Consider the following 24,895-nt stretch of genomic DNA (forward strand, 5'->3'; position numbering starts at 1 on the left):
CTCTGAGTTAACTATGGCAGATAATAATGAAATGATAGAAAAACTGGTATCGTCAGAAGAAGAAGCCAGAAAATTTTTAATCCACAAATGTTTGGGTGAGCGTAAACTCTTCTGTCCACGCTGCAGAGAACTTAAGCTTTATGCACTCAACGGTAATCGTTATCGCTGCTCATCATGCAAATACACATTTCAGGAGTTCAGTGGTAGATGGATTAACAACGGAGGGCTTTCCTGCCGTGAATGGCTTCGTCTGATTCAGATGTTCTCTGAAGACAACACTGCTCACGCCATCTCGCAGGACCTGGGATTGTCCTACAACGCAACCTATAAAGCGATAACTGCTATACGATTTGCTATCCTTTCACAGGCAATTGATGCGCAGCAGCTACTAGGCCCTGAAACAGGACTGCATACCCATCTTAAGGGTAAGAAACTGACTGGTGTGCCTGCTCAAAGTAATTCTGGAGAAATACCTGTATTTGGCATAATGGAAAAAAACGGCTGGGTGTTCATTGATCTTATGCAGAATATTACTGCAGAATCAGTCTTCCACTTCAATCATAATTTTCATCTGAAGCTTGTACGGCATGGCTCAATTATCCACACTGACCGTTATCAGAAATACGATGCACTAATTCTTTGTGGCGACGAAACTCTTCCACTGGACTATATTCGTAAATACCGAAATATAACCCCACACATAGAAACTTCAGAAGGCGAATTCTGGGATTTTGCAAGAGAAAGATTCAAACGGTACAAAGGGATTTCTCCTCACCGTTTCCCCCTTTATCTTAAAGAACTGGAATTCAGATTTAATAACCGTAGTAAAAATATTTTCGATCTACTTGTAGGTTATATGTGTAAAATAGTACCTGATGTTGATTAAAGTATTTTTTTAACTTTTTATGATCATATTTTTACCAAGATCCTTTGATTTATACATGGCCTGATCAGCTCTGAGGGTCAGTGAATCCAGAGTTTCCCCTGTTCTGAACTGAGCTACACCGCAACTGACTGTTACGACTATCCCATCTTGTGCTTCTGAGTTTTTATCTGAACATTTTCGAATCTGTTCAACTTGTCTCCTGATGCGTTCAGCAATAATGAAAGCTTGTTCATCATTTCCTGAAATGAGGATAATAAATTCATCCCCGCCCCATCGTGCACAGAAATCTGTTTCACGAATCGACGAAGAGATTATATTTGAAATTTCCCGCAGTACAACATCTCCCTCAATATGTCCGCACTGATCATTAACAGCCTTGAATCCATCGACATCAAGTAATACGAGTGAAAATATATTTCCGTTTTTGCTATGCAGACTTATGGCATCATTCACTTTGCGCTCAAATGATCTGCGGTTTGCAACTCCGGTAAGCTCGTCAGTATTAGCCTGCTTTTCCAAGCGTAACTGGAAATAATTCACAACCAGGACTGACAACACAACAACAAGAAAAGTGGCTAGAGCCCCGATGGTTAATGTCCTGATAAAATTATCTTTGGCATATTTAAGAAGCCCGTTTTCATCCTGCTCAACAATTAAAAACCAATTAAATTCAGGAATATATCTGGATGTAAGATAAATCCTATCTCCATCGTCCTTACACTCAAATGTTACAGGTTCTTTGCGGTCTGCAGACAATATATTATCAGCAATACCACTTATGCCGGCAATAGATTTAATATTAGTATAACCAACCAGATCAGCTTGGCAATGAGCCTGAATAGTACCGTCAGTGCTCATGAGAAAAATTGTTTTTGAATACTTATCAGAAAAATTCTTAAGAAGATTGGATACATTATCCATATTAAGGCCGACACCAGTGACACCCAGCAATTTCCCATCTCTATCTACGACCCGGTGATTGATGAAAATTGTCAGAGAATTATTTTCTGCCTCATTGGTATCAACAATGAGATTATACTTTTCACCAGACTTAATAAAATCATAAAACCAGACATCATGGCTGTCTGACTTAGATACTGTCTTCAAAATCCCTTGTGGGTAATAATAATCATTGGTTAATGCAGAAACATAAAAAGTACTAAAAAAACCATATTTATTTTTAATTTCATCTAAATAGCGCATAATCTGCAAAACATCTTTTTCGCCATAACTGGCCCAGTCTTTCAAAAAGGTATCGTTGGCCATTAACGATGATACAAACAATGGGCGCATAAGACCTGCCTGAATCTCCGAGTAAATATTGTCACGGGTAAGCGGCAGTGCAGAATTCAGAGTTTCTTCACGGGCATTTTGTCTGGAAACATTATAATTGAATATACTAAGTGAGATGAACGCGAGAACGAGGATACTTGTAAGTGCAGTTATTAACTTTATTCGAATCGACATTATACCTCCTGGACTATAGCAAATGCGCTTGCTATGCAGGAACAATACACAAAAACATTAAATGCAGGAAGTAAGCAACATTCCGAAAGGATAAATAAATCTAAAAAAGTCTACCTGCTCCGGTTATTTTCTGTAAATGCTGATAAGCCTTAGCGGTAGCGACGCGACCTCGTGATGTTCTTTTAAGAAATCCACATTGAATAAGGTATGGCTCGTAAATTTCTTCAATTGTACGCACTTCCTCAGAACAGGCAACGGCGATAGTTTTAACTCCAACAGGACCGCCACCAAACTGATCGATGAGTACATTAAGAATCTTGCGGTCCATATAATCAAGCCCCAGTGGATCAACATCAAGACGGTCAAGAGCCATATCAGCAAGCTCAGCATTGACTATCCCGTCACCATGCACAGTAGCATAGTCACGGACACGTCTAAGAAGACGGTTGGCAATACGCGGAGTACCGCGAGAGCGCTTTCCTATGATAAGCGCGCCTTCTTCAGTAACTTTCAGATCAAAAATTCGGGCAGCACGGATAACAATTCGGGCAAGCTCTTCCGGTGAATAAAATTCCAGACGAAAAATACATCCAAACCGATCACGCAAAGGAGAAGTCAGAAGCCCAAGACGAGTTGTAGCACCGACCAGAGTAAATGGTTCAAGATCTATTTTAACAGTACGGGCAGCAGGTCCCTGACCTATGATAAGGTCAATATTGTAATCTTCCATTGCCGGATAGAGGACTTCCTCAACCGTGGCCGGAACTCTGTGAATTTCATCAATAAAAAGGATATCATTACGGGAAAGATTGGTTAGAATAGCTGCAAGGTCACCACTGCGTTCCAAAACCGGACCGGAGGTGGAGATAAGATTTACCCCGAGCTCTGATGAGATAATACGGGCAAGAGTTGTCTTGCCAAGTCCCGGATTTCCGTAAAAGAGGGCATGATCCATGGCAGTTCCGCGTCCGCGGGCCGCTTGAATAAAAACATCAAGATTATCACGCAGATCGTCCTGACCTATAAAATCAGTCAGTCGTTGCGGTCTAATGTGATCATCTGTTCCGTTGTTTTCCAACATATTCCGGCACTGCCTGTGTTAAAACTATTTACTCTGAGATATTTTTTTAAGCGCCACACGTATTGCACCGCCAGCATCAAGATCCGGTTCCTCATCAAAAATACCTTTGAGGAACTCCCGAACCTCATCATCTGCATATCCGAGGTTTCGTAACCCTGAGAGCGCATCAAGAAACTCACTGCGATCACCTTCCGTCGGACAGGCTCCGCTTCGTATAGTCGCACTTTTAAGGGTTTCCATTTTGTCTTTCAAGGACCATAAGATCTGACGGGCGGATTTAGGGCCAATTCCCGGAACAATAGCCATGCTTTTTACGTCTTCACGAAAAACGATATCCTGCAACTCTTTAGGATTAAACTGAGATAGAATTGCAAGTGCTTTTTTAGGTCCGAGGCGATCAATCGAAATAAGAGTACGAAAAACTTCACGGTCATCAAAACAAGGAAAACCATAAAGATCAAAAGCATCTTCACGGATAACAGAATGAACATAAAAGACCATATCAGACCCGGCTTCCGGCAAGGTAGACAGAGCTGAGATAGTCAAAAAAAGCTCATACCCCACTCCGCCGGGAGTAAGAATAATACATGATTTATCTGTAGCTTCGAGGAGTTTTCCGTGAATATACGCGATCATTTTCCCGCCATCCTTGCAAATCTTCTTTCATTGAGATGACAGACTGCAATAGCCAGAGCATCAGTTGTATCTTTGGCCCATTTTGTATTCTTAACACCAAGAATACGCTCTACCATAAAAGCGACCTGTGTCTTATCAGCACGTCCGGTTCCAACAAGGTTTTGTTTAACCTTGGTAGGTTCGTACCCAGAGACCACCAGACCGGAAACAGCACATGCAGCCATAGCAGCACCTCTAGCCTGTCCCAGTTTGATGGCTGAAGCCGGATTAGAGGCGACAAAAACATTTTCTATTGCCGCCTCATCCGGTGAATGATTTTCTATAAGCTCTGCAATGCGAGCATAAATCTGCCCTAAACGAGCACACATCGGTTTTTTGGTATCAGTACGGATTGTACCGGCATCAACAAGGGAAACCTGACCCGAAAGTTCCCTGACAATCCCGAACCCCGTAACACGGGTTCCAGGATCAATACCTATAATGATAATACCGGAATCTCCCATCTAGTCTGCCATTTCAGCCATGAGCTCTTCAGGAAAATCGGCATTAACATGGACGTTCTGTACGTCTTCATTGTCTTCCAGCTTTTCCATAAGGTTCATAAGCTTTTTAGCATTGGGAACATCAACTTCTACAAGGTTCTTTGGCACATAAGAAAGTTCAGAACTTGTCACTTCAAATTCGGCATCTTCAAAGGCTTTCTGCACTGCACTGAAATCTTCAGGAGCACAATGAACCTCAAGAGAGCCATCTTCAGCAATAACGTCTTCAGCACCGGCTTCGAGACCGATTTCAAGGAGTTGATCTTCAGTGTATTTCTCACTGTCAAAAATCATTACACCTCTTTTATCAAACATCCATGCAACACAGCCAGCTTCTCCCATGGAACCGCCGCCTTTACCGAGGGCATGACGCACTTCAGCAACAGTACGGTTTTTGTTATCAGTGGCAGCTTCGATAAGGACTGCAACACCACCGGGACCGTAACCTTCGTACATGACTTCAGCAATATCACCACCAGCCAACTCGCCAGTACCTTTCTTGATTGCTGTATCAATTTTATCGTTAGGCATGTTTACTGCTTTAGCTTTTGAAATAGCAAGGCGCAGTGAAGCATTCATACTGGGATCGCCGCCACCCTTGGCTGCGATAATGATATCCTTAGCCATTTTGGTAAAAATTTTACCGCGCTTGGCGTCCTGTCTACCTTTTCTATGCTGAATGTTTGCCCATTTACTATGTCCAGCCATGTATTCCTCCTGAAAAGAACGTAAGAACCCCCGTAAAAAATTCGAGGGTCTGCTAATTTTATAATTTACCTCTGAGTGGCGTATAGACTGTATGCGTTTTTTATCACAACAATCCAAACTCGCCGTATCAAAAAGGACCTTAAGCTTTAACCTGAAATCCGGTAAAAATCGCCGGAATATATAAATATGGTGGTGGGGGGAGGATTCGAACCTCCGAAGGCGTTGCCGACAGATTTACAGTCTGTTCCCTTTGGCCGCTCGGGAACCCCACCATTTTTTCTATTGATAAACTATGCCAGCATATTGCTTAGCAAAGAAGATCCCCTTCTTACTCTGCCCCGCCGCGAAAGCCAAGCCCTACAATGAAAATCTCCTTACTTTCCTGTCTGGAGCTTTTAGGCTTGAATGTTTTCACCTTGGAAAACATCTTTCTCAATGAATCAGTGTAGCCTTTAACATCGGGGCCTTCAAAAATTTTCACGACAAAATTCCCCCCAATCTTAAGCCTGCTTGGAACAATATCTCGAGCCCTCTCACAAAGTTCGAGAGAATTGGCCTGATCAGCAAATTTTACACCGGAAGTTTTCGGAGCCATATCACTGATGATAAGGTCATACGGAAGCTGTTTATCCATTGCAGCAAGAAGTTCTGGAGAATCTTCAAAAACATCAGCCTGCAAAAAAGTTGCGTTGTCTGGAAAGATTGTATCGGTCGACTGAATGTCAACGCCCAGAACACGGCCTTCGTCACCTACTTTTTTGGCAGCAAAAAGAGTCCATGATCCGGGGGCAGCGCCAAGATCCATAACATTTTGCCCTTTGGCTAAAATGTTAAAACGCTTGTCCAATTCTTGAAGCTTATATACTGAACGGGCAGGATAATTATCTTTTTTAGCCCTTTTAAAATAATGATCGCGATATTGTTTCATACTCTGCTGTTGGTTTCGCAGCACCCAAAAAAAGACTTTTCTAAGCAACTGCGTTATAAGATGAAAGAAAATTAACTTATTAAGGCTTGTTAGCCAAGTTCCATAAACTATGCAACGCCCTCAGAGAATACGTATTAAAAACGAATCCGGGAAATTACAGTCATTGCCCGATGGGACTGAATACTTTCAGGACCTAGGCGGTAGCGGTGAAATTTTATTCTTAGGGTTGGGACCTGTGCCGGAAACAGCTTTAAAACTTTTTCCTGACAACAGCACTATTTATTATATAGAATGTCCTGACTTCGAATCACAAACCCTTTCGAGAAAAATCCCTTCCGCATTCAAAAAGATTAAACCGGAGCTATTATCCACAACTGCACACAGAATTATTTTATACACTCCGAACAAAATGCTTTTCCCATCATTCTGGGGTCCGATACTTGCTCAACTGGTAATCAGGCAAACCGGAGTGAATAAAAAAGTACGAAAAAAGACAGTATGGATTCCAGGAGATGATAATTCTCTATTAGTACCGGAACTCTCAAAAGCCCTTGCACATGCCGACTTCACATACAGTGTTATCGATCCGGATGCAATGCGCAAAAACCTGCTTTCCATGCTAGATCAGGAATTACCGGAACTGGTTCTGAGTATTAATTTTATAGGACTGGACAATACAGGCGAAACATATTTCATGCTTAGAGAGGCTGGTGTCAAGGTAGTTGTCTGGTTTGTAGACAATCCATTCCATATTATTTCAGGCATTAAATCAGACTACTGGAAACAAGTCCCGCTAATGGTAACCGACCATTGGTTTATCCAGCATCTGAAACAGCTTGGATCAATAAAAGTCGAGCATCTCCCACTTGGAACAGACCCTGATCTTTTTAATGCTGATGTTGTAAAATTTCCAATGCTTGATAAACGAGTCGTCTTTGTAGGCCGTTCCAGCTTCCCTCACAAAGATAGTTTTTTTGCAGGATGTACTTTCACACACAAAGATTATGATGAAGCAGTAAGAACCATCGGAACTGGAACAAAGCCGGACTTTGAGTGGTGGGCAAAACGTGATATGCTTCATAAATTCTGGCCGGGACGCAAGGTACGTGAAACAGGATTCAGAGCCGAACAATCAGGACTGCTTTGGAGGAGCTGTATACTCAATGCTGCGGGAGAAAATCTCACCCTTTTCGGCGATGAAGGCTGGAAAAAACAACTTACTTCTACTGACATTCGTCCACCAGTAGACTACTATACAGCATTGCCATCAATCTATGCAGGAGCAGGAATAAATCTGAATATGACAAGCCCGCTTCTGCCGTGTGGACTTACACAGCGAAATTTTGATGTATGGGCTGTCGGAGGTCTGCTACTGACTGATTATACGCCCGGTCTTTCCATTTTCCCAGACGAACTTGTACAAGAATGTTCCTTCATCTCTCCAGATGAACTACCGGCACTATGTGATAAATTTATGACACTTCCTAAACTCAAGAAAAGTCTTTCAAAATTTTGGCGTAATCTAATTTTAAAAAAGCATACTTACCACAACAGAATTACTAACCTATTAAACTTTATACAGTAATTCTACAAATAACCTTCTAGGCATATTCTTTGCTGTACTGCCCCCATAAACTCTAATCAAGGATGATAGCGGGATGCAGAAAATACATTTTTTATTTTTAATACTGATAATCAGCTGTTTAAGCGGGTGCTCTGCTTCTGTACTGATACCGCCACTGCCCGGACCTCTTATGATTCCTTCTTCAGTCGGATCTATCTATACCGCATACGCCATAAGCACTGATGAGCGTGGTTTCCAAACTATTATTGAAGATGAAATGTTGGAAACCAAAATTCAGTCAGCTATTCTTAATGAGAAAGGTTTGGAAATTCTAGACCTGAGTACATACGCATATAACGGTAATGTGTATATTGTCGGCAAATACGATGAGAAGGAGGACCTCCAGCGTATACGTAGGCTTGTCAAAAAAAATAATAAAGTCAATTCTCTAACCACCTATCTTTTTTCCGAAGAGGAAAACAGCCACTGTAACAACGCAGAAGATTATATACTCCAAATGTCCGTAAAAACGGCTCTCCTTGAAGATGATAATGTATGGGGAGCTAATGTAGCTGTGAAGTCAGTAGATTGTAATATTATATTACTTGGAAGAGTTGGTGATATTAATGAAGCAGTAAAGGCCAGACAGATTGCAGGTAATATAAACGGCGTCAAATCTGTGAAATCATTTATCCGTTCAAGCAAACAAAATCAATATCTTCGACAAAGCAAAAGAATTGCCTTTGCAATGAAATAACCGGATTAAAAAAGCCGGCATCCGAAAGATGCCAGCTGATTCAATCCAATAACTTTATATTTCATTCACAAAGTGGCTTTGCAATCGTTCTTTCATCAAATTGATATCACCGGATTCAATTGCTTTAATAATTAAACGGTGTGATTCTGCATGACCTGACAGACTTGTATCGCTGTTAAATCCCTTATATGCTATTGTATATATCCAATAGTCATTTGCCAATGCTTCCCATGACCGAATAAGAGACTTATTCCCGCATGCTTCGACAATCTTCCTATGGAATTCCAAATCAGCCTTACGTACAACATCCGCATCTTTGCGCAACACTGCTGCCTGCATTGTATCAACTATGCAGTACAGCCCGTCAATATCAATTGTATTGAGTTTATATGCCCATCCGGCAGCAATAGGCTCAAGTTCTCCTCTCACAGCATAATAATCATGAAGATCATTAACTGTGAGAGTTCTCACCTTTGAACCTTTATACGGTTCAGTCTCAACAAAACCACGTGCAGTTAAATCTCGTATAGCTTCACGCACAGCCCCCTGGCTGACGTGTAATTCACGAGAAATTCTGGTTTCAACAATCTTATCGCCAGGCTTTAAAGTACCGTTTATAATACTCTCGACAATATGTTCTACCACATCATCTCTTAAAACCCTTCTCCTCAGTCCATCATTAGTAGTCATATAAATACCCCTTACTATAGTATTTCCATACTATATTTATGCAACTCCCCTCATTTAATGCATTCGTAATGATTTTTTATTTTAGCATTTTTCTGAATAATATCAAGCAGCAAACGTTTGCAACGAAAATATATTATTTACAATAGAGCATGAGCATTGGTAGTGCAATAATTTATAATCAATGCATAACATTAATATCCTATTGTCTTATATGTTGTATCTATAATTCAACTTTATGACAAAATACAACAGTTTATCATACCGTATGTATAGAATGAGATTGTTTAACTTTAGAAATATTTTTTATTATAAAGGGTATCCTAAACAAGGATATAATTAGCACTGAATTCGAAATTTTTTTCTTTATTAATTTTCGACATAGAAACAGAGAAGGCCGTTTCCCCGATAAGGAAACGGCCTTCTATATGAATATTTTGCTAGTTTAAACTTTTTTCAAATCTTCAATAACTGAATTAAGCTCTTCAGTGAGTCTAGAAAGTTCCATCACAGCCTGTGAGGACTCTTCCATTGCATAAGATGTTTCAGCTGCGATACGATTGACATCATCAGTCGTACGATTAATTTCCTCCGAAGCGGCAGATTGCTCTTCCGAGGCAGTAGCAATAGCCCTAACCTGATCCGCAGTATCGTCAACAACTTCTACGATAGAAGATAAAGACTCACCTGCCTCAGACGCATATTGGGTACTAGTCTCAATCATGCCGGAGGCTCTTGCCATATCGCTGATACTATCACGAGTTCTGGTCTGAATAGCAGCCACAGCATCACCAACCTCTTTGGTAGCATCCATGGTTTTTTCAGCCAATTTACGGACTTCATCAGCAACAACAGCAAATCCGCGCCCGGCATCACCTGCTCGGGCAGCCTCAATTGCAGCGTTAAGAGCTAAAAGATTTGTCTGATCAGCAATATCAGTAATCACATTCATAACGTTCCCGATCCCCTCAGCCTGCTGACCTAACCCTTCAAGTCCGATAGACATCTGCCCGGAAGCTTCATGCACTTCACCTATACTTGATATTACATTATGAACTATCTTCCCCCCAACCTCAGCCTGATTCTTAGCAATATCAGCACTTTCCGCTGCTTTTGATGCATTTTGTGCTACCTCAAAAACAGAAGCGTTCATCTCTTCCATTGCTGTAGCTGCTTCGGTAGTCCGTTCCCTCTGAACATCAGCACCGGATCGGGACTCTTCTATTTGAGAAGAAAGTTCCTGTGTTGCACTGGAGACCTGTGCTACTATTTTTTCAAGATGCCCTGCAGCCTGCAACATACCTTCACGTTTTGCATTCTCTGCTTCGTTGCGTGCAACTTCAGCATCAGCAAGAGCATCTTTGGCAAGTTCTGTCTGCCGTTCTGCCTCTATACCTTTCTCCTCAGTGCTCTTTAACAAGGTTACAAGATTATCGACCATATTTTTAAGAGACTGCTGCAGAGTAAGCAATTCACCTGAGAAATTAGATTCGTCAAGCTCTACATCATACTTCCCATTTGAGACATCATGAGCAGCACTGACTAAAAGCTGGATTGGAGTAGCAATGGACCTCGCGACGATCCATCCAACTACGCATAAAACCAACGCAATTCCAAATCCTATCAAAAAAGTATCCTTGAGTGTATTGTAAGCTCCTCCCATGATCTCTGATTTATCAATAAGAAGCGCCAACTTCCAGCCAAGGTGAGGCGATGTATAAATTCTTACAAAGGTTTCTTTCCCATCCAAACTGATGATTGAAACTCCATCATTAAGTTTTGCCACAGCTGTAAGTCCGGAATTATCAACTTTATCAGCTTGCTTAAACAGATAATCCTTATGAACCGGGTCTGAAAGTATCGTGTTATCAGCTTCCATAAGCATAACATACCCAGTTTTCCCGACCTTGATTGCTGACACAACATCAGTAAGAGTAGACAGATTAATATCAATACCGACTATACCTATGAGGCTGCCGTCCTTTTTTATCTTGGCAGTAATAGTACTTACGGCGTCACCAGTAGTTGATTTATAGGCCTTACTGAATGAGGTCTCATCAAGTGAATTCTCAGCTTCTCTGTACCATGGCCTTTTTCTCGGGTCATACCCTTGAGGCATCTTATCCCCCGGAGCCATAATGAAAGTACCATCTTCCATGCCTGTATATATGTTCCCATAGGCAGGATGGCTTTTAACCATCTGCTCAAAAAAATCATATAAAATTTTACCCTCTTCACCAAGCACAGCCCTTGTTATGCTACCCAGTTTATTGTCATTAACAAAATTAACTCCGGCACCTACAGCTCCTTCCACTCTCTTATCAGTAGCAATAAATTTGGCATTCAATTGAGCTTCTTTCATGAAAAGAGTTATAAATCGGTCCACTTGCTGTAGTTCTCCCGATGATGACTCAGAAAAATAAGTTTCTGCCATGCCAGTCATTTCAAAATAAGCAACAAACGAAAGACCACCAACTGAAAAGAGCACTGCAACCAATGTCATCATGATCAGCTTATTTTTAATATTTAATGTCATAAAACCCCTCCTTTCGGGTAGTCCGTAAATGCATAACACAAACAATACAGTAATCTTATAACATTTTTTATAACATTTTACATTAAACTTACATTTAAATATTCCATCTACTTAAAAAAAAGTTCTCCTTCCAATATTGTGGAAGGAGAACTTTGATCATCACTCTTATATGAAATTTATTTTCAATCAATTTTATTTTCAACAACAGGAAGTCTTATAATAAATTTTGATCCCTTACCAGGCTCTGATTCAACTAAAAACTCACCTTCATGATTCCGCGTAATAATAAAATAAGAAACAGACAGCCCAAGTCCGGTTCCTAAACCTACCCGCTTAGTTGTATAAAATGGTTCAAACACCCTTTTCCTGATATCTTCATCCATTCCCGAACCGTTATCTTCAACCTCGATGCGAACAAAATCACCATCTTTGCGTGTTCTAAGGGTAATATTAGGAGTTTCTCCTTCAAAATCTTTATCAATCATTGCCTGAGCTGCATTTTTGAAAAGATTTAAAAAAACCTGCTCAATTTCGGTTTCTGTAATACTTACCTTCGGCAATCCCTGCTCATAGTCACGCCGGACTTCAATAGTTTTAAAATCATATTTCTTTTTCAAATCATAATCATTCTCAGCCAGACTAAGGGTTTTTTCCAAAATTCCCTTCACATTTACTTCTGCTCTTGTAGATTCACTCTTACGGCTGAATTCAAGCATGTTACGAACTATTCTGGCTGCCCTGCGTCCGGCATCACTTATCCCGCGAAGGTAACCTAAAATACCACGCTGATCCATATACTGATGTACCTTCTGGAGGTCCAACCCAATCCCATCGGCAACTTCAATATTCTTCTGAAGAGATGGAGAAAAACGTCTTTCTGTCCCCTGCACACCTGAAAGAACTGCTCCAAGAGGATTATTAATTTCATGGGCCATTCCGGCAGCCAGTCCACCTACGGACATCATTTTCTCCGTCTGGATCATCATATCCTCAAGACGTGACTTCATTGTAACATCATCAATGAGAACAACTGCTCCGCGACCAGCTTCACTTTCAAGGAGTGGATATATTTTTATATTCTTATATTGAACCTCACCATCTGCACTGAAAGGGATCTTATTCTTCTCCTTAACTTCTAAGTTCTTAACAGACTCTACAATCAAATCCAGCTCGGATTTAAGTTGTGGGAACAAATCAAACAGATGTAATCCCTTAACATCTTCAAAAGTTTTATGTGTCTCTTCTTCAGCAGACTTATTCCACTGATTAATACATATATTCTCATCCACACCAACTAATACAGTCGGCATAGAATCAATGGTATTTTTAAGAAGATTACGTAAACGTGCCAATTCACTCTCGGCCATAACACGTTCAGTAACATCCATTGCAATACCTAAGAAAGAAGCAACATTACCATCAGCATCCCGGACAACTACTGTGCTATCTTCGATCCAGTAAACTCTTCCCGAATGATCTACAATGCGATATTGCTGAATGAAATGATCAACACCATGATTAATCCAGTGCATTAGTTCCTGACCAACTCGATCAAGGTCCTCATGATGTATTACCTCAATATACTTAATTTTTCCTGATAAAAATTCATCAGCCTGAAATCCCAGCTGAGAAATATTCTGCGAAACAAGCTCAACAGGCCAACCTTCTTCATTACGCCATTTAAAGAGTATCACAGGACTCTTCTCAACAATCATATTTGCTTCTTTAAGTGCTTCTTCCACCTTTTTTCGCTCAGCAATATCACGGACCAGATTCATGCGCATTTTATTAAATGCCTGCACAACCATATCAATCTCATCAGGTGTTCTGTTAACTCTACGCCGCTTTAAAACAAGTTCCCGGTCAAGATTATTAATATCCATATCCTGCGCATAGTCAGCCATGGCCTGCAAATGTCTGGTAATCATATAATGTATAATGATGAGAATAAATAATGCGACAAGAAAAGTTTTAACACCTTGAGTTAACATAATTATAAAAACTCTGAGTTTGAGTTTCTTAAATACGTCATCAAGCCCCGCAACAGCTCTTAACTGTCCGACCTCTACGGTTTTACCATCTACAATATGTATCAATGGATACGTGCGCTCTATAATATTTTTACCTTTAGGAATAGCGCCTAGCGAGGCAACAGGATCAACAGAACCAAAAGACATCTCAACAACTTCGAGATATCGCAGCCCAGGCAGCTTAAGAGCCCCTTCAAGCTGAATTTTAACATGATCGATATTTATATCCCAAAGACTTGCTGCAATGGTATTAGCGTAGCTTTGCTCAATCTGATTCATTCCTTTCTGGATTTCACCAACATCATTACGATATTCCATATAAAGCTGAATACTTGTGCCGAGAATCGTAAAAAAAGAACTACAAATCAGAATATAAACCAGAAGTTTATATGGTAGCACCTGCCCCTTACGTATACGGAAAAATTTGACCATATGCTCCACCAGAAAATGAATATCAACGAACCAATCAAAGCTTTGACGAAAAAATAGTGAACTAAAATTAACAGCAATATGCCACAAATTGCTAAACTATAAAAGTTACTTTTAAAATAAAACATACTTTACTTTTATAAAAAAATGACACACTTATTTCAGATTGATATATTCTGATATACAAAATAAAAAAATCATATTCGAAATAAAAATAACTAGCTAAATTAATCCTTATGCAAGTCTCAACTCGAATACCTATGAAGATAAAAATAAAAAAGGCAAAATATGTCTTTCACCTTTCGCTTTTATTAATCAGTTTATTAGCGATAGCAGGCTTAGGGTTTGCATCCGACAATACAGGGCAAAGGTTAACAGAACTTAAATCCCAAGAAAAATATGATTTCCAAGAACCTGCTAAATTTCAAAATACAAACGAATATAAAAGACTCAACGCTCCCAAATTAGCCAGAATTCCAGCTAAAGAAGATATCAATCCACATAAGGCTAGTGAAGTTCCTCCCTCCAAAGAACTGATGAAAATTATTAATGAAATAAAAAATCAATCAACTCCAAGCCTGCACAAAAAAGAAAAGAGTCTGTCTGATAAAAGAAATAAAGTGTCTAAATCTTCCTTAGAAATAATTAAGGCAAAAGAAAATACAATCAGAGCAGATGAAATATTACCCTCTCCTGCACTTAAAGCAGTACTGGAAGCATTTAAAGATGGAAACATAGCATATATACATAGAGACTTCTTGTATGATGACGAGAATGATCAATATTATTATCATCAACCATATACTGAGGTAAATTTACAATCTGTTTATGATATGACTGTTCTGACTAGCGGGAAAGATATTTTTCTATCGCTGGGATATACTCCTCTGAAGGCATCAAAAAGTACCGAAGAAAATAAATCTCAAAGGATTAAAGATTTACAGCAAACTATTGCTGCATTTGCAATGAAGGATTCTCAAAAGGCGGCAGCTATTTCGCCAGACGAAAAAGAAATTGACCGCATCAGATCAGCAGCTAAAATCAAGCCTCAACCACGCAAACTATTCGTAAAACAAGTGCTTGATTTTTTCGGGATACGTAAACGGGATAGCAGTACTCAGGATTATGAGGAAATGGCCAAGACATTCAGACTTTATAAGCAGTGGCTTGATCGCTGGGACCGTATGGACAAGTATGTTAAACGTAAAAGAGCACAAAAACTGCAGCTTAACCAATATAGAAATCATAAATACGTTAGGACTATCAGAACAGCTCCGATATTAAAGGATCTTGCCCCGACAAAACAGATTCAAATCAACCCGTATGCCTATGACAAAGTATACATGAAACCATAACTCTATCTTAAATAAATTGCTCAATACAAAAAAGCACGACTGCCTTATAGCGAAGACAGCTTTCCCCGTAAAAGCTGCTTCGGCACAAATTAGACAAATATGACAAATTATATAGAAGGTAGAGTGGAAGTTTTAATCTCTGTGCTCAGCCCATTTATTAATAGCATCAAGAAACATGAATGTTTCTGTCGATTTGATACCACCAATGCATGACAAATCATCTACAAGAAACTGACGGAAGTCATTTCTGGAAGCGACAAAGACTTCAACTAAAAGGTCAAAACGGCCGGAAACGTTGATTACACTTTGAACACCATTAACCTTTGATATCTTTTCCATAATATCAGAGTTGGCGCGTTCATCGAGATTAATACCAACCATAGCGATAAGGCTGTTTTCAAAATAAAGAGGATTTACGGAAGCGGTGATACGCAAATAGTCATTTTTGATCATTCGTTCTGTACGCAACCGTACAGTGCCATCAGAAACACCAAGTTTTCTTGCTATATTTTTATATGATTCACGTCCATTACGCTGTAATTCTTCAATAATATTACGATCTACATCATCAAGAACTAATTGTCTCTCTTTCACGCCGAATCTCCTTTAGTCAAAATAGATTTATTTTTTGCAAGATAACGTAATATACATAGTGGTAAAATAACAAATCCGTCAATCAATCAATTTCAACAGTCACACACTCAATTTTAACTTCTTTTTTACTTGTTTCTTAATTTATCAGCATTATTTTTTTGCTTGACAACAGTTCTTATGTAGTTTTTTAATAATTTCGAAATAACCATATTCCTCAACAGGAGAAAAGTATATGCAAAATAATTTGTTAAAATCTCTTTCTGAGCAGACTGAAGAGTTAAAATCAGAAGGTCTTTACAAAGATGAAAGAATTATAACTTCCCAGCAGCAGGCACTTATTTCTGTTGCAGGAGGCCAGGAAGTACTCAATTTTTGCGCAAACAACTATCTGGGACTGGCAAACAATCCAGATCTTATTGAGACAGGTAAAGCTGCACTCGATAAATACGGATTCGGACTTTCCTCAGTTAGATTTATCTGTGGGACTCAGGATGTACACAAACAGCTTGAAAAAAGAATCAGTCAATTTTTAAAAACCGAAGATACGATTCTTTACAGCTCATGTTTTGATGCAAACGGTGGATTGTTTGAAACAATTCTGGGTAAAGAAGATGCAGTTATCAGTGATGCTCTGAATCACGCTTCTATTATTGATGGCGTCCGCCTGTGTAAGGCTCAAAGATTTCGCTACAAGAATAATGATATGGCTGACCTTGAAGAGCAGCTTAAAGCCGCTGCAAACTGTCGTCATAAACTGATTGTAACAGATGGTGTTTTTTCCATGGACGGCATCATAGCAGATCTCAAATCCGTGTGCGACCTGGCTGATAAATATGGCGCACTTGTAATGGTAGATGATTCTCATGCTGTCGGTTTTATCGGTGAAAATGGTCGAGGAACTCATGAGTATTGTGGAGTTCTTGACCGGGTAGATATTATCACAGGAACTCTGGGTAAAGCTCTTGGCGGAGCATCTGGAGGATACACTTCAGGACGTAAAGAAATTATTGAATGGCTGCGCCAGAGATCACGCCCCTACCTTTTTTCCAATACTCTTGCTCCTGTTATCGCATCCACATCAATTGCAGTGCTGGATTTAATTGATGGAAAGCCTGAACTTCGTGAAAAGCTTGAAGAGAACAGCAGAATTTTCCGCACCCGCATGACAGAAGCCGGATTTACTCTTGTACCAGGTAACCACCCCATTATACCAGTTATGCTTGGTGATGCAGTCCTTGCCCAGAAGATGTCTGAAGGACTGTTAAAAGAAGGTATCTACGTTGTCGGTTTTAGTTTTCCAGTAGTACCGCGCGGGGCTGCAAGAATCAGAACTCAGATGTCTGCAGGTCACACTCCTGAGCAGGTAAACAAGGCTGTTGACGCATTTATTAAAGTAGGCCGTGAACTCGGAATAATCAAGTAAGGGTATATAGAAATGAAAATGATGAAAGCTCTGGTTAAAAGCAAGGCAAAAGAAGGCATCTGGATGGAAGAAGTTCCGGTTCCCCAGTGCGGCCCCAACGATGTACTCGTCAAAGTTAAAAAGACTGCTATTTGCGGAACCGATGTACACATCTATAATTGGGATAAATGGGCTCAGCAGACAATCCCTGTCCCAATGGTTGTAGGACACGAATTTGTCGGAACAATCGAAAGCATGGGCAGTGAAGTACAGGGACTAGATCTCGGAGACCGTGTTTCTGCTGAAGGCCATGTCACTTGCGGACATTGCCGTAACTGCCGCGCCGGCAAAAGACACCTATGCCGTAATACCATTGGTGTTGGTGTAAACCGTCCGGGCTGTTTTGCAGAGTTCATCAGTGTTCCTGCATCAAATGTATTCAAACTTACAGAATCCATTTCTGATGATGTAGCATCTGTCCTTGATCCTCTTGGCAATGCAGCACATACAGCTCTCTCATTCGATCTCGTTGGTGAAGATGTTCTCATTACCGGAGCAGGTCCAATCGGCATCATGGCTGTAGCAATTGCCCGCCATGCAGGAGCAAGACACATTGTCATTACAGATCTTAATGATTACCGCCTTGAAATCGCAGGTAAGCTTGGAGCATCCAAAACTGTCAACGTCAGCAAAGAAAAGCTTGATGATGTTATGGCAGACCTGAAAATGACCGAAGGATTTGATGTTGGTCTTGAAATGTCCGGCAGCCCTGCGGCATTTAAAGACATGCTGGATAAAATGAATCATGGCGGAAACATAGCTATGCTCGGCATTATGCCTGAAGGTACCGGTATTGACTGGAACAAGGTCGTCTTCAAAGGATTGAAGATCAAAGGTATATATGGCCGTGAAATGTTTGAAACATGGTATAAAATGGCTTCCATGCTGCAATCAAACCTCGACATAACTCCCGCAATAACACACCATTTCAAAATTGATGATTTTCAGAAAGGTTTTGATGTGATGCGTTCTGGCCAATCCGGAAAAGTTGTTCTTGACTGGGATTAATTTGCTTAATCAAAAGGCAAACAGACTCCGCAGATCTGTTTGCCTCTTTTAATCTATAGAATAGCTTTAAAAATATTTAGTTGTTCAAACTTGCATACAACCTGCGAACATGCCTTTTAGTTATTCCCAATCTCTCAGCAATATCTGCATTCTCAACTCCATAAGTTTTTAATTCCGCGACCTTAGCAGCTAAACCAGCGTGTTTTAGATAGCGTGTTGAAACATAAATATTCTCATGCGCAAATTCATTCATAACGCTTAAGGCTGCATTTTCGGGACTTTTTCCATTAGCCATCACATGATTCATTTCACGCACTATGACTTCATAGAGCTGGTTACCTCTCATTTAATACCATCCTCCTTTTATCTATCTATAGATATAGACTACAGCTTAAAAAAGACAGATTCTGTCAGGATGTGTCGCATAAAATAAAAAAAGCCGTTCCCATCACCAGGAACGGCCTTGCATTAACAATAATACAGTTAGAAAAACTTTTTAAGGGTATTTCCCAATTTTTGGACAGGATTCTTGTCTTGATCACTAGTACTGCCAGAAGATTTCTTACCTGATAAAGTATCGCCGATACCTTGAATCACGTCGCCAACACCTTCAACAACACTTCCAACAATGCTAAAACCAGACTTTGCAAGAATAACTGCAAAACGCGGCAGATCAACCATTATAGATGGGTCTGCAACTGCTCCGGAAATAGTTACAGGAACAGTCAGGCCGATCAGATCATTCATACTCTTACCGCCCTGTCCTTCCAGAGTTCCTACAATTTTTGCATCCAGCCCGTAATCAAGAGTCATAGTATTAAGGTTCATACTTCCTGCTCCTGATGCACGCAGCAGAGGCGATTTCATAAGCAGATCTTTGTTTACAGCAACTCCTTTATTTATTGTGGCCGTTGCAGAAACTTCACCGAACTCAGTCCTCTTACTATCCCTATTTCCGAAAGCACCGCCAGTCAGAACAGAAAACGCATCACCTGCTAGATAAAGAAGGTCAAACCCTGAAACATAACCATCAAGAACCTTAAAACCGAAATTACCATTGAGATTTGCATAAACTGACTTCATATCATTACCAGCAGTTTGCAAATTCGTATTGAAACTCATCTTTCCTGAAAATGAATCCTTACCAGTCATCTCATGCGACAAAGCCGCTCCATCTAATCCGGTCAGAGAAGCACTTGCAGTCATAACGGGCTGCTTACCCCGAACGTCAACTACTGCCGTTGAGGTAAAAGCGCCCTTGGCCGCATTAAGTGAAGCAGGTTTCACTGTGAGCACTCCATCTTTGGCTCTGGCTCGTACGACAACGTCGCTAAGGTTGGCCTTTCCAGCTATTAGCTGTTTAATACTCAGATCAGCTTTAAGCGTGAGCTTACGTAATAAATCAACAGGGAGAAGTTCCTGTTTGTCTTCATTTACAGCTGGAGCAACTGCAGTTTCTTTTTCTTCAACTTTTTTATCTTCTTTAGGCGGCAGGTATTTATCTATGTTAAGCTTATCAATATTAACCTGTGCGACAATGTTAGGCCGATCAGGACTGGCAAATGAAAATAGTCCCTTAATGATTGATTCATCCAGATTAATCAGCAAATCTTTAATCTCTACAGAACTTTTCGTACCTGAAAAATTAAAATTCATACCAACGGAACTGAGGGCAGAACTGTCAGATGTCTTTATATTCATAGCCATTTGATCAAGAGTGCTCTTCAAATTAAAACTGGGTACGTTCAAATCACCTGAAAAATTTAAATCTTTTCCATTGAGCCCAGCAGCTTTAAATGTGCCGTCTGCCCTCATGCCATAGGCTTCAAGCACAAGCCCTTTGATATCAGCTGCACCTTTAATCATATCAACAGCTGCGTCACCTGTAAGTGCAATCTTGCCTTTTCCGCCGGGAACAGCTTTACCGGCAGCATCAACAACAACACTTAAACCTTTAACCCCGACCTGTTTAAAATCCTTTGAAACTTCAGCTTCACCGGAAGTGTTAACGTCAGCTTCAATCTCAGGCTTTGTAGATGAAAGGGCTACATGTATATTAAATTTAAACGGACTTCCGGGAGCAAATCCATCCACAGTAATATCGCAATCACTTACAGCCTGCCGGATGTCTTCTTTTCGGTCATCCCATACGATTTGAGCATTCTGAACACTGACTCCTCCAACTGAAAGTTTAAGCTCAGATTTTTCTTTTTTTGTTGTTTCAGATGTTTTTTTATCTTGTTTTTCAGCATTATCACCACCGGTTAAATCATCCCAGTTAGTGACACCTTTTTTATTACGCATCAAATTTACATGTAAATCATTAGCTTCAACATTACGAAGTTCAATGCCGCCAGTAATAAGCGGGATCAGCTTAACGCTTACATCGGCTGATTTTAAACTGAGCATATTTTTTTCTGCAAATCCAGGAGCATTTGAAAGCGAAACTCCCCCAGTTGAAATACCGATCCAAGGAAAGACTGATAGTTTCAGATCTCCATCAAAAACCAATTCACGCCCGGTCTTTTCACGTACAATTTTTGAAATCTCATCTTTATAATCATTGGGATCAATTAAAATTGTAGCCAGAACCATAGCCGCTGCAATAACGACAACCACACTAACTGCCGCTGTAATAATAATCTTTGACGTTTTACTCATAAGTATAAACTCCGTATGGCTCTTGAGGCCATAATTTTATTCAAACGCAACATACGCCTAACATTAATTCTAAACTATGATCTTGCCTGAATATATCCTCTCTGCTGATAAAATCAAACAATAATTACAACACAACCGCATCCAGCCCTACATCAATGAACTTGTAGACGATTACGTAAACTTGAAACTATTGCCAACAGCGCTAGAATCGGGCAATAAAACCTCATGAGAAATAAGTGGACCCTACTTTTGGCTACCTTTGTTGCTTACGCTATCTATTTAATTTCAATGATTAAACTACCGGGATATCTGGACCAGTTTTTCGGTCCATGGCCGGATCAGATTGGATACCGGTTTTCAACAAAGCTTAAAGACACTAAGTTACTATACTTTTGTTTATTACATATGGCAGTTTTCGGAGCAATTGTACCTCTAGTAATTGCCCAAATATTCGACCTGAAACCCCATCGAAAAGTTCCACCAAAAATTTTGTGGCCCAGTCTTGTGGTTCTGGCAGGTGCTTTTTTATATTATGCGAACTATCAGGGTTTCCTACCCAACATGCTGCACCCTAATCCTGACCCACCCTATATGACTGAATCTTTTTTTTATATATTTCCATTTGCATTGGGGCTGACTGTATACTCATGCTTTCTGCTGCCTCGGTCCATAATGTTTGTGATGGATCAAAACAGATTTTCACCAATCCTTGAAACAATTATTGCGGTCGTGTCTATGTTCATTTCATGGCAGGTTTACATAATTGAACCACACATTCTACCTGAAAGAATTTTCTGGACAGGAATGGCAATAGCAGCCGCAGGCGCACTGTCGCGTTCTTTTTATCTATCTTTTATAGCCTGCTTTTCCACGCTTTATGGAGCATCCATGGTCCATCCTGTATTTTACAAAATACCATGGGAGCCTATTTTGCCAGGATTTATTGCTGCATTTACCGCTTTCTGTCTATATGTTCACTCTAGAGATCCCAGAATATTCCCACCGGAATTACCCGCAAACAAATAAAACAACACTTCTGAAGCTATTCCTGACGCCTCCCAATTATGAGACGCATCTACTGCCCAAATTTAAAGGTGGTACTTCTGACTTATCCCGATCAGATGTACCACCTTTTTTAATAGCTAGATTAATAAATAATTAACTGAGTAAATTCTTCAATGCGAGCAATTCTGCCTGTATTTCTTTAAGGACTGATTTATCTACAAAATTATCAGAGCGTCCATCATGGAGAAACAATGGCAGCTGCTCAATATTACTAGCGGTAGACTCTTCAAGTGCAGCAACAGCGCTATCATCAGGCTCTGGAGAATCAAGCCTTTTACGTGCGCCCTCAATAGTAAGCCCCTCATCATGCAACAACGATTTAATTCTACTAATGAGAGCAATATGCCCGTCATTATACAAACGCTGTCCTGAGGGTGTCCGGATAGGTTCAAGTTGCTCGAACTCGCCTTCCCAGAACCGCAGCACATAAGATTTCAACCCGACAAGTTTAGCTGCCTGGCCTATTTTATAGATTTTTTCTTCACTCTGCCCATTCATAAGAAACTTAGTATCAGAGAGATAACTCTTAGAAAAGCCTAAAGAAGCAATTATCCTCCTGAGAACAAAACGATTTGAATAGTAACAGGCCGCTCCATGCAAGACATATAAGGCATAAACCTAACCCTCAACATCCTGATTATTCAGAAAAATAATTAAATATCTAAAAAAAATTAAAAAGCAGCTTGACAGACACAGAGCTGTCACGTAGAACCTGCCTCGTTGAGACCGACATAGGCGCGTAGCTCAGGGGGAGAGCACTTGCTTGACACGCAAGGGGTCAGCAGTTCAAATCTGCTCGTGCCTACCAGAGAATTCAAGGACTTACGGTGTAAATCGTGAGTCCTTTTTTCTTTTTATCGGATTAATCTCTCGCCCCTTTCTTTGAGGTAGAGCCTATCTTTGAGGTAGAGCCGGTAGAGCCAAAAAAAGAGGTATAAAGCCTTATCGTGATAATCTGGTAAACCTGATATTAAGAAGACTATTTCCTGTACTTACAACTATTCTTTTCCAGTTTCAGCTATGGGATTAGCAAGAGCATGTGCCTCCATTGCATCCAGCAGATATTCGGAATTTGCTGCGTTATCGTCAGAACCAATTTCTTTATATCCGGCATATGACTCACGGACCATGTTCAGTCCTTCCTCACGACTTCCTGAGACATAAAGAAGTTGCCCGAGAAGCTCACCTATAGGGCATGTGCAGGACAAATCATCAAGCCCTTTAGCCAAAGAATATGCCTCAATCATTAAGAGCAAAGCAGCTTCCTGATTATTCCTGTCAATCTCTATATGTGCCATATCAAAAAGAGTTAAGGCACGTCCCTTGGAGTCGCCATTGTCCTTACATTCCTTGAGCCTATCTTTAAGCTGCTCAAGTATTTTCTCCCCCTGTCCATCTTGCTGAGTATTATTCAAAGACATTTCTTATTACACCATTATATTTGAAATATTTTTTAATTGAAAAGTTATCTGGAACAAGCTGACCACGATTACAGCCCCCTGCTACGCCGCTCAGTCGACTTATTCCGAATTGCCCAACATTGGCAACCTGAAAAATCACCCTTTCAATGACTGTCAATTATTAGCAGGCGAACCGCGTAACCCCAAACATTAATAATTCAAATCCCCTGCACTCGAAAGTGACAGGAGATTTGAATTATTGGTGTATTAAAAAAGATTATTTTTTTAGAGCAGCAAGACGATCTGCAAAGTTAGTGGGCTTTGCATCACCTTTGACTTCACTCATTGCCTGCGAAATAAGGCTGTTGCCTTTTTCTTTTGGCGATGGAGCTAAAAGTTTTGCTTTTGCACTCAAAGCGTCAGCTTTAATGGTTGCTTCTTCAGCTTCACGCTGCATAGCTGACAGCGCACTTCCAATGTTATCTGAATCGTTACGGAGTCCGGCAAGTGCTGCACTCTGTTCTGCGCGCTCTTGAGCTCTCTCCTGCTTGATTTTAGCCCGTTCCATATCACGTTTGGCTTTATCAAGTGACTGGCGTGCTGTTTTAAGTTTGCCGGCAGCAGCCTTGGCAACTTCTTCCAGCTCACCCATGAACTCTTTTGCTTCAACAGCTTCCATCATTTCCCGATCAATCTCAGGCTTCATCTCTTCCATTTCAGCCACTAGCAGATTTAGAGCTTCTTCAATTTCAGCTGCGTTCTCAGGATTATCAGCAAGTTTTCCGCTAAGCAATTCAGCAGCTTTCATACGCTGATCAAACAGGGAATTGATTTCATCAGCTTCTTTCTGCTCTTTCTGATAGCTGGAACGGGCCTCAGCAACCTGCTGAGTAAGCTTATCAAGCCGTTCTTCCATCATTTCTATTTCAGCAGCTGAAGCGGCTTCCGGGTCCCAGCTTGCAATTGCCTGCACAATGGACTTTCCAGCATCACGGGTTTTGGTTTTGGTAAAACTTTTCATAAAATTAAAAAAAGACATAATTACTCCATTTTAGTTTTTAGGATTGTGCATATAATGAATAATTTCGGCATATAAAAT

General features: G+C 40.3%; 22 protein-coding genes and 2 tRNA genes. 8 read left to right on the forward strand and 16 right to left on the reverse strand.

The annotated features are described in order from the left end of the window. The first annotated feature begins 13 nt into the window (after nucleotides 1-13). Complete coding sequence (locus H589_RS0108100) at nucleotides 14-886, forward strand: transposase (protein WP_027721561.1); 873 nt, start codon at nucleotides 14-16, stop codon at nucleotides 884-886. Between the two features lie 9 nt (nucleotides 887-895). Here the strand turns inward: H589_RS0108100 and H589_RS0108105 are convergent, their stop codons facing one another. From H589_RS0108105 to H589_RS0108135, 7 genes are all read right to left on the reverse strand, one after another. Next, nucleotides 896-2,353: a sensor domain-containing diguanylate cyclase gene (locus H589_RS0108105; RefSeq protein WP_027721562.1), complete on the reverse strand. Its 1,458-nt coding sequence runs from the start codon at nucleotides 2,351-2,353 to the stop codon at nucleotides 896-898. 100 nt (nucleotides 2,354-2,453) lie between these two features. Further along, nucleotides 2,454-3,434 carry a Holliday junction branch migration DNA helicase RuvB gene (ruvB, locus tag H589_RS0108110; protein WP_027721563.1) on the reverse strand — a complete coding sequence of 327 codons (981 nt, stop codon included), beginning with the start codon at nucleotides 3,432-3,434 and terminating at the stop codon, nucleotides 2,454-2,456. A 24-nt stretch (nucleotides 3,435-3,458) separates the two neighbouring features. Then, the gene (gene ruvA / locus H589_RS0108115; RefSeq protein ID WP_027721564.1) at nucleotides 3,459-4,070 is read right to left on the reverse strand and encodes a Holliday junction branch migration protein RuvA; all 612 of its coding nucleotides are present in this window, start codon (nucleotides 4,068-4,070) and stop codon (nucleotides 3,459-3,461) included. Next, complete coding sequence (ruvC, locus tag H589_RS0108120) at nucleotides 4,067-4,573, reverse strand: crossover junction endodeoxyribonuclease RuvC (RefSeq protein WP_027721565.1); 507 nt, start codon at nucleotides 4,571-4,573, stop codon at nucleotides 4,067-4,069. Before ruvC ends, ruvA begins: the two co-directional genes overlap by 4 nt. Further along, a complete protein-coding gene (locus H589_RS0108125) occupies nucleotides 4,574-5,320 on the reverse strand; it encodes a YebC/PmpR family DNA-binding transcriptional regulator (protein ID WP_027721566.1) in 747 nt (248 codons plus the stop codon). It abuts the gene before it with no gap. A gap of 187 nt (nucleotides 5,321-5,507) precedes the next feature. Then, a tRNA-Tyr gene (locus H589_RS0108130) sits at nucleotides 5,508-5,592 on the reverse strand. Nucleotides 5,593-5,648: 56 nt separating this feature from the next. Beyond that, nucleotides 5,649-6,248: an RlmE family RNA methyltransferase gene (locus tag H589_RS0108135; protein WP_027721567.1), complete on the reverse strand. Its 600-nt coding sequence runs from the start codon at nucleotides 6,246-6,248 to the stop codon at nucleotides 5,649-5,651. 163 nt (nucleotides 6,249-6,411) lie between these two features. On the opposite strand from H589_RS0108135, the gene H589_RS0108140 reads away from it, so the two are divergent. Continuing rightward, nucleotides 6,412-7,833, forward strand: a complete 1,422-nt coding sequence (locus H589_RS0108140; protein ID WP_245577074.1) for a glycosyltransferase family protein — start codon at nucleotides 6,412-6,414, stop codon at nucleotides 7,831-7,833. Between the two features lie 73 nt (nucleotides 7,834-7,906). Beyond that, nucleotides 7,907-8,569 (forward strand): BON domain-containing protein, encoded by a 663-nt coding sequence (locus H589_RS0108145; protein ID WP_027721569.1) that lies wholly within the window; start codon nucleotides 7,907-7,909, stop codon nucleotides 8,567-8,569. Nucleotides 8,570-8,623: 54 nt separating this feature from the next. On the opposite strand, the gene H589_RS0108150 is transcribed toward H589_RS0108145, so the two are convergent. From H589_RS0108150 to H589_RS0108160, 3 genes are all read right to left on the reverse strand, one after another. Next, a complete protein-coding gene (locus H589_RS0108150) occupies nucleotides 8,624-9,259 on the reverse strand; it encodes a GntR family transcriptional regulator (protein ID WP_027721570.1) in 636 nt (211 codons plus the stop codon). Nucleotides 9,260-9,701: 442 nt separating this feature from the next. Further along, nucleotides 9,702-11,792, reverse strand: a complete 2,091-nt coding sequence (locus H589_RS0108155; RefSeq protein WP_027721571.1) for a methyl-accepting chemotaxis protein — start codon at nucleotides 11,790-11,792, stop codon at nucleotides 9,702-9,704. Between the two features lie 182 nt (nucleotides 11,793-11,974). Further along, on the reverse strand, nucleotides 11,975-14,254 hold the full coding sequence (locus H589_RS0108160; protein WP_027721572.1) for an ATP-binding protein: 2,280 nt from the start codon (nucleotides 14,252-14,254) through the stop codon (nucleotides 11,975-11,977). Between the two features lie 257 nt (nucleotides 14,255-14,511). On the opposite strand from H589_RS0108160, the gene H589_RS0108165 reads away from it, so the two are divergent. Continuing rightward, a complete protein-coding gene (locus H589_RS0108165; protein WP_027721573.1) occupies nucleotides 14,512-15,606 on the forward strand; it encodes a hypothetical protein in 1,095 nt (364 codons plus the stop codon). Between the two features lie 132 nt (nucleotides 15,607-15,738). Here H589_RS0108165 and H589_RS0108170 read toward each other — a convergent pair whose 3' ends face one another. Beyond that, the gene (locus H589_RS0108170; RefSeq protein ID WP_027721574.1) at nucleotides 15,739-16,200 is read right to left on the reverse strand and encodes an Lrp/AsnC family transcriptional regulator; all 462 of its coding nucleotides are present in this window, start codon (nucleotides 16,198-16,200) and stop codon (nucleotides 15,739-15,741) included. Nucleotides 16,201-16,432: 232 nt separating this feature from the next. Here H589_RS0108170 and H589_RS0108175 point away from each other — a divergent pair, with 232 nt between their 5' ends. After that, nucleotides 16,433-17,623 carry a glycine C-acetyltransferase gene (locus H589_RS0108175; RefSeq protein WP_027721575.1) on the forward strand — a complete coding sequence of 397 codons (1,191 nt, stop codon included), beginning with the start codon at nucleotides 16,433-16,435 and terminating at the stop codon, nucleotides 17,621-17,623. Nucleotides 17,624-17,635: 12 nt separating this feature from the next. Beyond that, nucleotides 17,636-18,670 carry an L-threonine 3-dehydrogenase gene (gene tdh, locus H589_RS0108180; protein WP_156891687.1) on the forward strand — a complete coding sequence of 345 codons (1,035 nt, stop codon included), beginning with the start codon at nucleotides 17,636-17,638 and terminating at the stop codon, nucleotides 18,668-18,670. 76 nt (nucleotides 18,671-18,746) lie between these two features. On the opposite strand, the gene H589_RS0108185 is transcribed toward tdh, so the two are convergent. Together H589_RS0108185 and H589_RS0108190 are read right to left on the reverse strand one after the other, a co-directional pair. Beyond that, nucleotides 18,747-19,016 carry a hypothetical protein gene (locus H589_RS0108185; protein WP_027721577.1) on the reverse strand — a complete coding sequence of 90 codons (270 nt, stop codon included), beginning with the start codon at nucleotides 19,014-19,016 and terminating at the stop codon, nucleotides 18,747-18,749. A gap of 137 nt (nucleotides 19,017-19,153) precedes the next feature. Beyond that, entirely contained in the window at nucleotides 19,154-21,331 is a 2,178-nt protein-coding gene (locus H589_RS0108190; protein WP_027721578.1) for an AsmA family protein, read from the reverse strand. A 249-nt stretch (nucleotides 21,332-21,580) separates the two neighbouring features. On the opposite strand from H589_RS0108190, the gene H589_RS0108195 reads away from it, so the two are divergent. Beyond that, nucleotides 21,581-22,357 (forward strand): hypothetical protein, encoded by a 777-nt coding sequence (locus H589_RS0108195; protein WP_245577076.1) that lies wholly within the window; start codon nucleotides 21,581-21,583, stop codon nucleotides 22,355-22,357. A 132-nt stretch (nucleotides 22,358-22,489) separates the two neighbouring features. Here the strand turns inward: H589_RS0108195 and H589_RS0108200 are convergent, their stop codons facing one another. Then, nucleotides 22,490-22,894, reverse strand: coding sequence for a MerR family transcriptional regulator (locus H589_RS0108200; protein WP_027721580.1), 405 nt, complete (start codon nucleotides 22,892-22,894; stop codon nucleotides 22,490-22,492). A gap of 235 nt (nucleotides 22,895-23,129) precedes the next feature. Between H589_RS0108200 and H589_RS0108205 the strand changes: the two genes are divergently transcribed. Next, nucleotides 23,130-23,204, forward strand: a tRNA-Val gene (locus H589_RS0108205). A 190-nt stretch (nucleotides 23,205-23,394) separates the two neighbouring features. Here H589_RS0108205 and H589_RS0108210 read toward each other — a convergent pair. Continuing rightward, nucleotides 23,395-23,817: a thioredoxin domain-containing protein gene (locus tag H589_RS0108210; RefSeq protein WP_027721581.1), complete on the reverse strand. Its 423-nt coding sequence runs from the start codon at nucleotides 23,815-23,817 to the stop codon at nucleotides 23,395-23,397. 256 nt (nucleotides 23,818-24,073) lie between these two features. Continuing rightward, nucleotides 24,074-24,835 (reverse strand): hypothetical protein, encoded by a 762-nt coding sequence (locus H589_RS0108220; protein ID WP_035075484.1) that lies wholly within the window; start codon nucleotides 24,833-24,835, stop codon nucleotides 24,074-24,076. Nucleotides 24,836-24,895 lie beyond the last annotated feature (60 nt).

It is taken from the genome of Maridesulfovibrio zosterae DSM 11974, from assembly GCF_000425265.1.
Taxonomy (GTDB): Bacteria; Desulfobacterota; Desulfovibrionia; order Desulfovibrionales; family Desulfovibrionaceae; genus Maridesulfovibrio; species Maridesulfovibrio zosterae.